Annotated in this window: 9 protein-coding genes; 6 read left to right on the top strand and 3 right to left on the bottom strand. The window is 64.7% G+C overall.

Translation table 11 applies throughout. From position 1 onward, the window contains the following. Window positions 1-258: 258 nt before the first annotated feature. Complete coding sequence (locus NYE40_RS23155; RefSeq protein WP_101807558.1) at window positions 259-2220, bottom strand: sigma 54-interacting transcriptional regulator; 1962 nt, start codon at window positions 2218-2220, stop codon at window positions 259-261. A 227-nt stretch (window positions 2221-2447) separates the two neighbouring features. Then, window positions 2448-3371 carry a proline dehydrogenase family protein gene (locus tag NYE40_RS23150; RefSeq protein WP_028598842.1) on the bottom strand — a complete coding sequence of 308 codons (924 nt, stop codon included), beginning with the start codon at window positions 3369-3371 and terminating at the stop codon, window positions 2448-2450. Between the two features lie 1108 nt (window positions 3372-4479). Here NYE40_RS23150 and pruA point away from each other — a divergent pair. The 5 genes from pruA to NYE40_RS23125 all read left to right on the top strand — a co-directional run bounded on the left by pruA (window position 4480) and on the right by NYE40_RS23125 (window position 10986). Beyond that, window positions 4480-6027, top strand: a complete 1548-nt coding sequence (gene pruA, locus NYE40_RS23145; RefSeq protein WP_028598843.1) for an L-glutamate gamma-semialdehyde dehydrogenase — start codon at window positions 4480-4482, stop codon at window positions 6025-6027. A gap of 59 nt (window positions 6028-6086) precedes the next feature. Continuing rightward, the gene (gene rpoN / locus NYE40_RS23140; protein ID WP_339279027.1) at window positions 6087-7418 is read left to right on the top strand and encodes an RNA polymerase factor sigma-54; all 1332 of its coding nucleotides are present in this window, start codon (window positions 6087-6089) and stop codon (window positions 7416-7418) included. A gap of 122 nt (window positions 7419-7540) precedes the next feature. After that, window positions 7541-8686 (top strand): helix-turn-helix domain-containing protein, encoded by a 1146-nt coding sequence (locus NYE40_RS23135; RefSeq protein ID WP_052333212.1) that lies wholly within the window; start codon window positions 7541-7543, stop codon window positions 8684-8686. Between the two features lie 131 nt (window positions 8687-8817). Continuing rightward, window positions 8818-9981: a BMP family ABC transporter substrate-binding protein gene (locus NYE40_RS23130; RefSeq protein WP_228551759.1), complete on the top strand. Its 1164-nt coding sequence runs from the start codon at window positions 8818-8820 to the stop codon at window positions 9979-9981. Between the two features lie 27 nt (window positions 9982-10008). Continuing rightward, complete coding sequence (locus NYE40_RS23125; RefSeq protein WP_028598846.1) at window positions 10009-10986, top strand: aromatic ring-hydroxylating dioxygenase subunit alpha; 978 nt, start codon at window positions 10009-10011, stop codon at window positions 10984-10986. Window positions 10987-11116: 130 nt separating this feature from the next. On the opposite strand, the gene NYE40_RS23120 is transcribed toward NYE40_RS23125, so the two are convergent. After that, on the bottom strand, window positions 11117-11731 hold the full coding sequence (locus NYE40_RS23120) for a DedA family protein (RefSeq protein WP_028598847.1): 615 nt from the start codon (window positions 11729-11731) through the stop codon (window positions 11117-11119). 454 nt (window positions 11732-12185) lie between these two features. Here NYE40_RS23120 and NYE40_RS23115 point away from each other — a divergent pair, with 454 nt between their 5' ends. Next, complete coding sequence (locus NYE40_RS23115) at window positions 12186-13517, top strand: hypothetical protein (protein WP_127464548.1); 1332 nt, start codon at window positions 12186-12188, stop codon at window positions 13515-13517. Window positions 13518-13543: the final 26 nt, after the last annotated feature.

Raw genomic sequence — 13543 nt, 5'->3', positions numbered from 1 at the left:
GGGGCTGGAGGCGCGGCTGCCGGCTGCAGCAAGCAGATTCAGCCGCGGCAAAGAAGCTTCTCGATCCGTTTTCGAGCGGCAACCGATCATTCCGGGCTGCTTCTGCGGGGTTCATCGATCCGCTTGAGGGCGAGTTCAGCGGTGGGCCGTCTCCTCGGGCAGCGAATTTTGACCGTCGCCAGCCTGGGGGCGGTCGCCTCGACCGTCCTCGACCAAAAGGCAGCCGCTCGCAGATCGGTTTTTTCTTGCAGCGTCTGCCTATAGGGGCATGCCCAGCTTTTTCATGCGGTTGTACAGCGTCGCTCGCGATATTCCGAGCTGGCGGGCAACCGCTTTTTTGTTGCCGCGCTCAGCCTCGAGCAGCCGGCGAATGCGCTCGCGCTCGTAGTCTTCCGGGCTGTCGGGCCAGCGAGCCGGAGGGAACGGCTGGCTTCCATTGCCGTAGCCGTGGGCAGCCCCGCCAGGAGCAGGTCCGGCGGAGAACGGCCTGCCTAGAGCAGCTCCGTCGACGGAGAGTTCGCTGGAAGCTGCGCTGCCGGGAACAGCCCCGTAGGCAGGCCCGCCGGAAGCGGCGCTGCCCGAGGCTGGCCCCCCGAAGACTTGCTCGCCGAAGGCAGCCCCGCCAGCGGCTTCCGACGTGCCGGCCCAGCCGAGGCGGTCGGGCGTCGCGGCGCTGCGAGCGCTCTTTCCGCCCGTGCCGCTGCTCTGGCGCGCCGCGTTCTGCAGCAGCCGAGGCGGCAGATGCTCCAGCCGGATGACGCCGTCGGTCGCGAGCAGCACGAGCCGCTCGGCCGCGCCGCGCAGCTCGCGGATGTTGCCCGGCCAGTCGTAGGCGGCGAGCCGCTGCACGACCTCATGCGGACAAGCCTCGATGAAGCGGCCGTACAGCAGGGCGAACTCGCTGAGGAACGCGGGCAGCAGCTCGTACACATCCCCGGTGCGCTCGCGCAGCGGCGGGATGTCGAGCGTGACGACGCTCAGCCGGTAGTAAAGATCCTCGCGGAAGCGGCCGTCCGCAATCATCGCCAGCAGATCGCGGTTCGTCGCCGCGAGGATGCGGCAGTCGGCGCGACGCAGCGTCGTGCCTCCGACGGCGTAGAACGTCTTTTCCTGCAGCACCCGCAGCAGCTTCACCTGCAGCTCCAGCGGCATCTCGCCGACCTCGTCGAGCAGCAGCGTGCCGCCCGCCGCCAGGTCGAGCTTGCCCTTGCGGCCGCGCGGATCCGCGCCGGAGAAGGCGCCGCGCTCGTAGCCGAACAGCTCGCTCTCGAACAGCGTCGGCGAGATCGCTCCGCAGTTGATCGCGATGAAAGGCGTCTCCGGCCCCGGTCCGGCATCGTGCATCGCACGGGCGTACAGCTCCTTGCCGACGCCGCTTTCGCCGAGCAGCAGCACGGGCGCCTTGGCGGAGGCGAGCTTGCGCGCCGTCTCGACGGAGGCCCGCACCGCCGGGCTGCCGCCCCGGATCGCCGAGAACGGGTCGGCGCCGCTCGGGTCGAGCCGCTCGACCTTGCGCTCGAGATGCTGCATCTTGGCTGTCATCCGGAACAGCTGCTGGTTCAGGCGGATCTGCGACGTGATGTCCTGCTCGGCCGCCACCGCCCCGATGCGCTCGCCGCCGAGCTCGATCGGACGGGCGTGGATGACGGCGTGCATGTCGGGCCGCGGCTGATGCTGCGCCCCCTGCAGCACCTCGCCGGTCGTCAGCGCGCGCAGCACTTGGAGCCGTTCTTTCTGGAAAAAAGCATCCGCCGGACGCCCCATGATCTCCTCCCGGCGGATGCCGAACATCCGCTCCGCCTCGCCGGTCCAGGCGATTACCTCGCTGTCGGCGTTGATGACCGTGATCGCGCTGTCGACCGTCTCCAGCGTCGCCTCGAAGCCGGCCCTCAGCCGCCGGAACGACTGGCGCAGCTCCTCAAGCGCCGCAGTCGCAGAGACGCAGCCGCAGGGCTGGCCGCCTTCGTCCAGCAGCAGCAGCCAAGGGCAGCCGTCCGGCAGCGGCGGCAGCTCGTCCAGCCGCAGCGATGCGGGGAACGCCGACGCGGGCAGGGCGGCTGCAAGCCGGTCGGGCAGGCTCGCAAGCGCTTCGGGCAGCCAGCTCCAGCTCCCGTCTGTCTCCTGGCGGAACAGGGGACGATCCGGCGGCTGCTCCGGCCATTCCGCGAGCGCATAACTCGTCTGGGGCAGCTCGATCAAGCGGGGGAGGTTCAGCTTCATCGTTGGTTCCTCCTCGTCGATGGGGGTGTCTAATAAGTGTATGAATAGGCAGACAATTATGTCTATAAAATTAGACACATTAGACACGATTCCTGCATGCGAAAAGCCCTTCCGCCGAAAATAGCCGAGCGGAAGGGCTTTGTCGGAAAAAAGAAGCGGCCCCGCCGGGCGGGCCGCTCCTCGGGAGCTGCGGCTTGCGCCGGCCGCTGCGGGGCGGGCGGCATTTTTCAACGGAACATGTTCTGCAGCACCATCATCAGGTTGGCTGGCTTCTCCGCGAGACGGCGCGTGTAGTAGGGGTACCACATCTTGCCGTAAGGGACGTAGCAGCGGACGCGGTAGCCCTCGGAGGCGAGGCGCGCCTGCTCGTTCATGCGCAGTCCGTACAGCATCTGGAACTCGAACTTGTCTTGGCCGATGCGGTTGGCGGAGGCGTACTCGCGCACCCAGCGGATGATCGTGTCGTCATGGGAGGCGATGGCGGTGTAGACGCCTTGGTCGAGGTGCATGCGGATGATCGCCTTGAAGTTGTCGATGACCTCGGACTTCTTCTGATAGGCGACCTCGGCGGGCTCTTTGTAGGCGCCTTTGACGAGCCGCAGGTTGACGCCGCTCTGGATCAGGTCGCGGACGTCGGCCTGCGTGCGGCGCAGGTACGCCTGGATGACGGTACCGACGTTCGTCAGCCCTTCGCCGTGCAGCCTCTTGACCATGTCGATCGTCGCCTGCGTGTAGGGCGAGTCCTCCATGTCGATGCGCACGAAGTTGCCTGAGGCGGCCGCTTCGCGCACGACGGCGCGGATGTTGGCGTAGCAGGCTTCTGGATCGAGCGCCAGCCCCATCTGCGTCGGCTTGAGCGACACGTTGGAGTTGACGCCGGCCTGCTCGATGCCGCGCACGAGGCGGATGTATTCCTCGCGATAGCCCGAGGCTTCGCTCAGCGCCCGGATGCCTTCGCCGAGATGGTCGAGCGTGACCATAATGCCTTTGCGGTTCAGGTCGCCGATGACCTGGAGCGCGCCGTCCAGCTCCTGGCTGGCGATGAATTTGGCGGCGAGCTTGCCGCCGTATTTGAGCGTCAGCTTCTCGACGAGCGAATTGCCGGAAATCGTGAGCAGCGTCTTGCGGTACAGCTCGGAGCCGATGTCCATAGTGATCCTTCCCCTTTATATGCGGATAATGGCGTTCTTAGGGAGTTGTAGTAGCAATATTCATGCCAACGGTATAGGCTATGGCATCCAGGGCGCTGGCGCCACGGCGGTTTCTGGCGGCTTGGCCGGCACGCGCCGCGGCGGCGCGCGGGCTGCTTGGAGGAAGTCAGGGCAGCGCGGCGGAATGCGGATGAGCTGGCTGCGGATGGGGCTGGGCAATGGAACGGGGCAGATGCACAGCCGGAAGAGGCAGTTGCGCGGAAAAGCCGAGTAACTCGGGTCGGATGTGCGTCCGGATGGGGGAGATACGCGGAAAAACCGAGTAACTGGGGTCGGATGTGCATCCGGATGGGGGAGATACGCGGAAAAACCGAGTAACTGGGGTCGGATGTGCATCCGGATGGGGGAGATACGCGGAAAAACCGAGTAACTCGGGTCGGATGTGCGTCCGGATGGGGGAGATACGCGGAAAAACCGAGTAACTGGGGTCGGATGTGCGTCCGGATGGGGGAGATACGCGGAAAAACCGAGTAACTGGGGTCGGATGTGCGTCCGGATGGGGGAGATACGCGGAAAAACCGAGTAACTCGGGTCGGATGTGCGTCCGGATGAGGGAGATACGCGGAAAAACCGAGTAACTCGGGTCGGATGTGCGTTCGGATAGGGGAGATACGCGGAAAAACCGAGTAACTGGGGTCGGATGTGCGTCCGGATGGGGGAGATACGCGGAAAAACCGAGTAACTCGGGTCGTGTGAGGGCATCCGGCGGGCGGCAAGACGAAGAAATCGAGTTACTGGGCATTGAAGTGGGCGCTTGGCGGACATTAAGTCGAAGAAATCGAGTTACTGAGCCCGGATTTCCGAGGCTAACGCCCTCCAGCCGGCTCCGCCTGCTATATCGGAGCCCGGATTTCCGAGGCTAACCTGGCTGTCCAAGGCTGGCGCCTCTGTACGCCAGCCCGGACTTCCGAGGCCAACCTCCTCCAGCCGGCTCCGCCCGCTATATCGGAGCCCGGATTAGTGGCACGATTCTTGCTTATCTTTTACGGCGAAGAGCCCCGGTCAGCAGCGAGGGCCAAGGAGACCTTTCCGAGGAGGATGAATTCGCATGAGAATGGAATATGCCAACGAGCCGTTCACGAATTTCAGCAAGGAAGAGGAAAGCGCCGCCTACGAGGCCGCGCTGGCCGCCGTCCGCGGGCAGCTGGGCCGCACGTACCCGATCGTCATCGGAGGCGAGGCGATCGAGACCGGGCGCACGCTCGACTCGATCAACCCGGCCGACAAGGCCGAGGTCGTCGGCGTCGTCCACCAGGCCGACCGCGAGCTGGCCGAGAAAGCGATCCGCACCGCCTACGAGACGTTCGGCTGGTGGCGCCACACGAGCGCGAAGGAGCGCTCGGGCTACCTGTTCAAGGCCGCTGCCGTCATGCGCCGCCGCAAGCATGAGTTCTCCGCGTGGCTGACGGTCGAGTCCGGCAAAAACCGCGCCGAAGCCGACGCCGATACGGCCGAGGCGATCGACTTCATGGAATTTTACGCCCGCGAGATGCTGCGCCTGAGCGAGCCGCAGCCGCTCACCCGCATCCCGGACGAAGACAACGAGCTGTACTACATCCCGCTCGGCGTCGGCATCGTCATCCCGCCGTGGAACTTCCCGCTCGCCATCATGGCCGGGATGACGACGGCCGCGCTCGTCTCCGGCAACACCGTCGTGCTCAAGCCGGCGAGCCCGACGGCGGTCATTGCCGCCAAGTTCGTCGAGCTGCTGGAGGAGGTCGGCGTGCCGGCCGGCGTCGTGAACTTCCTGCCGGGTCCGGGCTCCGAGGTGGGCGACTTCCTCGTCGAGCATCCGCTGACCCGCTTCATCAGCTTCACCGGCTCGCGCGACGTCGGACTGCGCATCAACGAGCGGGCCGCCAAGACCGCGCCGGGCCAGAAATGGATCAAGCGCGTCATCGCCGAGATGGGCGGCAAGGACTCGATCGTCGTCGACGCCGACGCCGATCTGGAGCTGGCGGCGGATGCGATCGCGGCGTCGGCGTTCGGATTTTCCGGTCAGAAGTGCAGCGCCTGCTCGCGCGCGATCGTCCATGCGGACGTGTACGACGAGGTGCTGGCCAAGGTGGTCGAGCGCACCGCCAAGCTGACGCTGGGCGATCCGGCCGAGCGCGGCACGAACCTCGGACCGGTCGTCGACGACAAGGCGTACGCCAAGATCCAGGAGTATATCGAGATCGGCAAGAACGAAGGCCGTCTCGTGCACGGCGGCGGCACAGGCGACGAGAAGGGCTTCTTCATCGAGCCGACGATCTTCGCCGACATCGCTCCGGAAGCGCGGCTCGCGCAGGAGGAGATTTTCGGGCCGGTCGTCGCCTTCATCAAAGCGTCCACGTTCGACGAAGCGCTCGAGATCGCCAACAACACCGACTACGGCCTGACGGGAGCCGTCATCTCCCGCAACCGCAGCCGCCTGGAGCAGGCTCGCCGCGAATTCTTCGCCGGCAACCTGTACTTCAACCGCAAGTGCACCGGCGCGCTCGTCGGCGTGCATCCGTTCGGCGGCTTCAACATGTCGGGCACCGACTCCAAGGCCGGCGGCCGCGACTACCTGCTGCTGTTCACCCAGGCGAAGCTCGTCTCCGAAAAAATGTAATCCCGCGCCGCGACCCGCGCGCGGTATACTGAATAAAACCGCCCAAGGAGGCCGCCGCCATGCCGGGACCCGTCCTGCAGCCTCAGGCGCTGCTCCGCCAGGAGCAGCGGCAGAAGCTCGCGCTCACGCAGCAGATGCGCCAGTCGCTGGCGCTGCTCGCGCTGCCCGCGGCCGAGCTCGACCGCGCCGTGCGCGAGCTCGCCGCGGACAATCCGCTGCTTGAGATCCGCGAGCCCGCGGCCTCGCGCCGCCTGGGCGGCCGCGGCCACGCCTCGGCCGCCGATCCGCTCGAGCGCGCCGCCGCCGCGCCGCCCACGCTCGAAGCCGAGCTGATCGCGCAGCTGCGGCTGAGCGGCGCCCCCGCGCCTCTCCGCCGCGCCGCCGCCTGGCTCGCCGGCAACCTCGACGAGAGCGGCTGGCTGGCGCTGCCGCTCGCGGAAGCGGCGGAGCGGCTGCGCCTTTCCGCCGCCGAGGCCGAGGCGGCGCTGCGGCTGCTGCAGTCGCTGCAGCCGGCCGGCATCGGCGCGCGGGACCTGCGCGAATGCCTGCTGCTGCAGCTGGACCGGGAGCCGGAGCCGGCTCCCGGGGCGCGCGAGCTCGCCGCGCGCTGGCTGCCCCAGCTGGCGGCCCGCCGCTGGGAGGAGATCGCGGCCGGCACCGGCCTTAGCCGCGCGCAGCTCGAAGAGGCGCGCCGAGCGCTGCTGCGCCTCGACCCGCGGCCCGGCCAGCGGCTGGCGGCCGGAGCAGCCGGCCGGACGCAGGCGGTCGTGCCCGACGCCCTCGTCCGCCAGGGCGCGGCCGGCGAGCTGCTCGTCGAGCTGGCCGCCGCTTGGGAGCCGCGGCTGTCGCTCGCCGATATCGGCTCCGGCCCGCTCGCGGCCGTTGCCCGCGGCCACGAGGCGTACGCCTACGTGGAGAGCTGCCGCCGCGCGGCGCGCGCGCTCATCGGCGGGCTGGAGCAGCGGCGGGAGACGCTCGCGCGGGTCGTGCGCGCCGTCTTTGAGGAGCAGGCCGCGTTCCTGGAGCGCGGCTGGCCGGCGCTGCGGCCGCTTACGCTCGCGGACGTGGCGCTGCGGCTCGGCTTGCACGAGTCGACGGTGAGCCGCGCCGTGTCCGGCAAGCAGGTGCGGACGCCGCTCGGCACCTATCCGCTCAAGGCGTTTTTCAGCGCCGCGCTCGGCCGGGGCGGAGCGGCCGAGGAGGTGTCCGCCGCCGCCGCCAAGCAGCGGCTCGCCGAGCTCGTCGCGGCCGAGTGCCGCGAGCGGCCGCTGTCCGACCAGCAGCTCGCGGAGCGGCTGGCGGAGCTCGGCATCCCGCTGTCGCGGCGCACCGTCGCCAAGTACCGGGCGGAGCTGCGCATACCCAGCTCCTCCTCGCGGCGGGGCGACTGAGCGTGGCGTTCCTACATTCGAGAAGTCCAGGGCCTCCTTGCGGGGCGCCTGGGCTTTTTCGGCTTTTCTTTCTGGACGGGCGTCCTGCCGATTCGCCATAATAAGGAAAAGGAGGTCGGACCATGGACGATCGCGAGCTGCTGCCGCTCAACAACCGCGCCATCTTCGAGCCGCGGGCGGCGGCGCAGAGCTTCCGCCTGCAGCGGCTGCTGCCGCAAGGGCCGGCGGCGGCCTATATCCGCCATTATTGGCTCATCGAATGGAATCTGCCGCCGGGCGCCGTCCACACGCAGGAGGTGCTGGAGCATCCGACGGTCAACGTCGTCCTGCAGCCCGGCCGTTCGGTCGTCAGCGTCGCCGGAGCCGAACGCTCGCAGCAGCGGCTCGAGGGGCGGGACGAGGTGCTCGGCATGCTGTTCCGCCCGGGACTGTTCCGCCGCTGGCTGGACCGCGATCCCGGCGAGCTGGCCGGCCGGCGGCTGCCGGCGGAGCAGGTGCTTGGCCCCGGAGTGCTGGAGCTGGAGCGCGCCGTCTTCGCCGAGCCGGATTCCAGCCGCCGAGCGGCGCTCGTCGATGCGTTCTGGGCCGAGCGGCTGGCAGAGCCCGGAACGCTGCCCTGCTTCCGCACGACGTCCGACCCGACATCCGACCCGCCATCCGACCCCGAGCCCGACCCGACGTCCGACCCGCCATCCGACCCCGAGCCCGACCCGACGTCCGACCCTACGCCGGACCCGACATTCGACCCGGCATCCGACCCTACGCCAGCATCCGCCCCGCCGGCCCCTGTCCCGTCCGGTTCGGTTTCCTTCGCCCCGGCCTCCCTGGGGGCCGCGCCCGAAACGGATCCGTCCAAGATGGCTCCGTCCAGATCGGCCGCGCCCGGAACGGATCACTCGAAGCGGGCTCCGTCCGGCTCGGCCTCGCTAGCGCCCGATCCGTCCGCACAGCTGGCCGATCGCATCGTCACCGGCATCCAGCTCGACCGCAGCCAGCGCAGCGCCCGGGAGGTGGCCGCGCGCTGGGGGCTGTCGCCGCGCAGCCTGCAGCGGCTGTTCCGCGCCTACATCGGCATGACGCCGCAGGCGGTCATCCGACGGTACCGGCTGCACGAGACGATGGGCCTCGCCAGCGGCGACCCGGACTGGGCGTCGCTCGCGCTGGAGCTCGGTTATTTCGACCAGGCCCATCTGATCCGCGACTTCAAGGCGGTCGTCGGCATGACGCCTGGTTCCTATGCGAAGCGAATCACGAGCGAGGAAAGATAACATCGAACAAGCGTGGATCCTCGGATCCGCGCTTTTTTCATCCTTCGGCACCGTATTGTGTAATATATATTGACATCAACCTATCTTCATCTCTATACTCTCCGCAAGAACGGTCAGGGGGAGAGATGCAAGTGGGGAGAAGATGGGGGCATTTCGGAACGGCCGGCATGCTTGCGATCTTGCTGGTGCTGGGAGCGTGCTCGGGCGGAGGCGGAGCGGCGAACGAGGGGGCGGGGCCGACGTCGGTCCCGAGCGCAGGCGAGCCGGCGGGCGCTTCTCCCGCCCCGGCAGGCGGCGGCATCGCCAAGCCGCGCGTCGCGTTCGTCTATCTCGGCGTGCCCGGGGACGGAGGCTGGACGTACGAGCATGACCAGGGGCGACTGATGATGGAAAAGGAGCTGGGCATCGAGGCGACGACCGTCGAGAACGTGCCGGAAGGGGCGGACGCCGAGCGCGTGTTCGAGGAGCTGGCCCAGAACCACGACGTCGTCTTCGGCACGAGCTTCGGCTATATGGACGCGATGGTCAATGTGGCGAAGCGCCATCCCGACGTCAAGTTCATGCACGCGAGCGGCTACAAGACGGCGGACAACCTCGGCACATACCTCGGCAAGGAGTATCAAAGCGCTTATCTGGTCGGCATGGCGGCCGGCAAGATGACGAAGAACGACCATCTCGGCTATGTCGGCGCTTATCCGATCCCTGAGGTCATCTATACGATCAACGCTTTCGCGCTCGGCGCGCAGAGCGTCAATCCGGACATCAAGCTGTCCGTCGTCTGGAGCAATACCTGGTATGACCCGGCGACGGAGCGCCAGGCGGCGGTCAGCCTGCTGGACAAGGGCGTCGACGTGCTGGCGGCCTACCAGGACTCGCCGGCGAGCATCCAGGCGGCCGCCGAGCGCGGCGTCTGGGGCATCGGCAACGATTCCGACATGGGCCGCTACGCGCCCGAGACGTACATTTCCAACCCGGTCTGGCGCTGGGGGCCGTACTACGTGGAGCAGGTGAAGGCGGTCATCGACGGCACCTGGCAGAGCGGAAGCTACTTCGGCTCGATGGCCGACGGCATCACCGACATCGCTCCATTCGGCAAGAACGTGCCGGAGGACGTGAAGGCGCTGGCGGAGGAGAAGAAGCAGGAGATCCTTGCCGGGAGCTTCGACGTGTTCGCTGGTCCGATCCGCGACCAGAGCGGGGCGGAGCGGGTGCCGGAGGGCGGCGCGATGACGGTCGAGGACATTTTGGGCATGACGTGGTTCGTCGAGGGCATCGAGGGAACGATCCCGCAGTAGGCGGAGGGGTGAAAGGAGAGGAAATGAATGAGGCTGGAAGATCCCGTACTGACGGCCTGCTGGCATCCGGCCGCGCTCGCGCGCGACGTGACGGACCGTCCCTATCCGGTCACGGTCCTGGGAGAGAAGCTCGTCCTGTTCCGCAGCGGCAGCGGCGTCCACGCGCTCAAGGACCTGTGCATCCATCGCGGAGTGCCGCTGTCGCTGGGCAAGGTCGACCGGGGCGAGCTCGTCTGCGCTTATCACGGGTGGCGCTATGACGGCGGCGGGGCATGCGTCTGCATCCCATCGCTGCCGCCGCGCCAGCCGATTCCGTCCAAGGCGCGGGCCGAAGCGTACCGCTGCCGGGAAGAAGGCGGCTTCGTCTGGGTGTGCCTCGGCGAGGCCGAGCCGGAGCGGCTGCCGCTGCAGGGCAAGGTCGACCCGGCGCTGATCCCGGTCTGGATGGGCCCTTATCCGGTGCAGGCCGCGGCGCCTCGCGTCGTCGAGAACTTCCTCGACGTCTCGCATCTGATGTTCGTCCACGAAGGCCTGCTCGGAGACAGCCGCCATGCGGAAATCAACGACTACGGCGTGCATCGGCGCGAGGACGCGCTGTTTACGGACGAGATCGTCGTCTACCAGCCCGACCCGGACGGGCGGGGAGTCGGCGTCGAGAGCCGGTATGTCTACGAGATCTTCGGTCCGACCTGCGTCAAGCTCGTCAAGCGCAGCAGCGGTTCCGACGAGGAATTCCACTTGTTCCTGATCGTCCTGCCGGAGACGGCGACCGCCTGCACCGCCTTCATGCTGCAGCTGCGCAACTACTCGCCGAACGTGCCGGAGCAGGTGTTCATCGACTTTCAGAATACGCTGCTCGCTCAGGACAAGGTCATCGTCGAGGCGCAGAAGCCCGAGCTGCTGCCGCTCGATCTGCAGGCCGAGCTGCATCTGCGTTCCGACCGCGTCGCCATCGCCTATCGCCGCATGCTGAGGGAGCAAGGCATGACGATCGGCACGGAGTAAGGAAAAAGCCCCGTTCGCCGGACAAGATCCGGGAACGGGGCTTTGTTGCGCCTGCTTGGCTGCTTCGTGGCTTCATGGCTCGTTGCGGCTTGGAGAGCCGCCCCAGCTCCGCGCGGCTTGCCTGGCGGCCTCAGCGCCCTGCCTTGCGGCGGCTGCGGTAGAACCAGAACGCGCCCGCGAGCACGCCGAGCGCGATCAGCGCGTACGCGATGTTGGAGTAGATGTCCATGTAGCCGACGATCGTTTCCCACGACTCGCCGACGGAAGCGCCGACGGAGACGAGCACGGTATTCCAGATGAGCGAGCCGATCGTCGTCAGCAGCAGGAACAGCGGGAAGCTCATGCCGGACATGCCCGCCGGGATCGAGATGAGGCTGCGCACGAGCGGCACGAGCCGGCAGAGCAGCACGGCCCACGGGCCGTAGCGGTCGAACCAGGCGTCGGCCTTGCGGACGTCCTCGGGCTTGAGGCGCAGGATGTGGCCCCAGCGCGCGACGATCCGCTCCAGGCGCTCCGCGTTCAGCCACGCGCCGATGTAGTACAGGATGACGGCACCGATGACCGAGCCGAGCGTCGCGGCGATGATGACGCCGACGACGGTCATGCTCGTGCGGGCGGTCATGAAGCCGCCGAAGGTCAGGATGACCTCGGACGGAATAGGCGGGAACAGATTTTCAATCGCGATCAGGAATCCAACGCCGAAGTAGCCGAAGCGATCCATGATCTCCGTTATCCAGGCTTCCACAAAACCATCCTCTCGAAGGGCGTCCGCCGGCGGACATAGTTCTTCCCCTATACGATTCAGCCTGTCCCTTGGTTTCAGAAAACAAGCCGCCATGGCACGCTTCGCGAATGAGGAACGCCAGAGAGGCTTTGGTTAGACGTATACGTGATCTGCTATGGCGGCGACAACTAGGCCATTCGTCGAATTATGACATTCCTTGTAAAAAGTATAGATCTATAGGAGTATTGCTTTTTTTTGATTTAAATTGTAACTTATGGTTGCGAAAAGACGTTGAGAGGAAAGCTCATCCCTATTCTTCCACGGCACGATAAAGAATAGCCGAATCGAAAAGGAGGGACAAGTAAATCGAGTAAGGGAGGTTCTTGCGACTTTCTGTCAGGACAGATTAAAAACAGAAACATGCGCTCTGTGGTCGTTCCATCCGTTGCGAGCGCAGGAAAAGGAGATTCAGATCATGAAAAAATCGACGATAACAATCGTTTTGACAAGTGCGCTTATCCTTGTCGGTGCTGCAACTTCCCATATCATACAAGCATCAGCACCAAATGGGCCTGATCCATATCAGCTGGAAGCTGTTCCTTATGAAGGACAGATCAGTAAAGTCATGAGGGGAGAGAGCGGCTCTTCTCTTCTGGTTGACTCCATTGGTAGTAACGAGTATTCGAAAATGATGAGCATTCTTTACCCTAACGGGATTGTAGATGCGCAAGGCCAGGAAGTACCGGGGATAGACAATTTAGTCGAAGTGCGTGAACGATTTATTGAGGAGCATATGAGAGCACTTTCTCTGGTTGGTTCGACTCCAATCGAAATCGAGAAGACGCCGTTTACGATTTCTATCGCGGATGAATCGAATGGCGAATACAAAAGTTTGTTTTATAAAGCGAGTATCGGCAAGGACACCTTTGTATTCCCATCTGAATGGGGAAATCAGCCTTTTGATTTTGTCTCCGACAGTGAAAAGAATATCTATATCATCTATACGGATGCGGGGATTTGGAAGATTGATCCGATTGCTCTGAGCGCAAAAAAAATCACAGCAGACACATATTCGGGCAAAGACCGGCAACAAATCGGCCAAGAATTGACGAAGCTTCATCCGGATGCATACCTGCTCTGGGTCAGTAGTGTTATGATTAGCCCCGATGGCAAGCAAGTCGTTTATCGGACGAATCGTGACAGCACAAGGCTTGATGAGACATCAATATGGGCAATTGATCTTGATTCAGGAAAAGAGAGCCAACTAGTTCCGCCTTCTGTGAACAATGATATCCTAGGGTTCATCTCAGATCGCGATGTTGTGGTAGGGGCTCTCGCCGACACTCGTGCAATAGATGTGTATGACAAGTCGATTATTGCGCTCGATGTTCCGAAAGTGCCGAATCTGCGCATAAGTGCGGTTCAGGATGGGAAAATCGTCATATCCAGTCATGAAGAGGGCAGTTCGACTTCGACTGCGACGGTGAGTAGTGTCGATCTATCAAAGGGAATCCTCACTGAAATTTCTGAAATTTCTGGATATCTTGATGGAGAACCCCGATTTTCGCCATCGGGAACCCAAGTTGCGATCGGTTATGGAGACGATCCTTCGGTCGGGGTTGAAGATGTCATGATGGTTGAATTGTCGACGAAAACACAAAAGCTGCTCTCCAGTTCGTTGCAGAACAAGCGGTCTGTCAAAGGGAATATCATTCGTTTCCAATGGCTTAATGATGAAACAGCAGTTGTAGAAACGCAAACAGGAAGCAGCTTTTCAAGCGCTGTGGTCAATTCGACAGAAAAATGAGCCGATACTGAAAACAATTTGTTAGA

It is taken from the genome of Paenibacillus sp. FSL W8-1187, assembly GCF_037965485.1.
Taxonomy (GTDB): Bacteria; Bacillota; Bacilli; order Paenibacillales; family Paenibacillaceae; genus Paenibacillus_O; species Paenibacillus_O pasadenensis.
Note: the sequence above shows the minus strand (reverse complement) of the source record. Positions and strands in the feature narration are given on the sequence as shown.

What these genes read in the sequence shown, in the direction of transcription:
- NYE40_RS23135 (WP_052333212.1), top strand. Translation starts at nt 7,541, where the DNA reads ATGGACGATCGCGAGCTGCTGCCGCTCAACAACCGCGCCATCTTCGAG.
- NYE40_RS23155 (WP_101807558.1), bottom strand. Translation starts at nt 2,220, where the DNA reads ATGAAGCTGAACCTCCCCCGCTTGATCGAGCTGCCCCAGACGAGTTAT.
- rpoN (WP_339279027.1), top strand. Translation starts at nt 6,087, where the DNA reads ATGCCGGGACCCGTCCTGCAGCCTCAGGCGCTGCTCCGCCAGGAGCAG.
- NYE40_RS23125 (WP_028598846.1), top strand. Translation starts at nt 10,009, where the DNA reads ATGAGGCTGGAAGATCCCGTACTGACGGCCTGCTGGCATCCGGCCGCG.
- pruA (WP_028598843.1), top strand. Translation starts at nt 4,480, where the DNA reads ATGAGAATGGAATATGCCAACGAGCCGTTCACGAATTTCAGCAAGGAA.
- NYE40_RS23115 (WP_127464548.1), top strand. Translation starts at nt 12,186, where the DNA reads ATGAAAAAATCGACGATAACAATCGTTTTGACAAGTGCGCTTATCCTT.
- NYE40_RS23150 (WP_028598842.1), bottom strand. Translation starts at nt 3,371, where the DNA reads ATGGACATCGGCTCCGAGCTGTACCGCAAGACGCTGCTCACGATTTCC.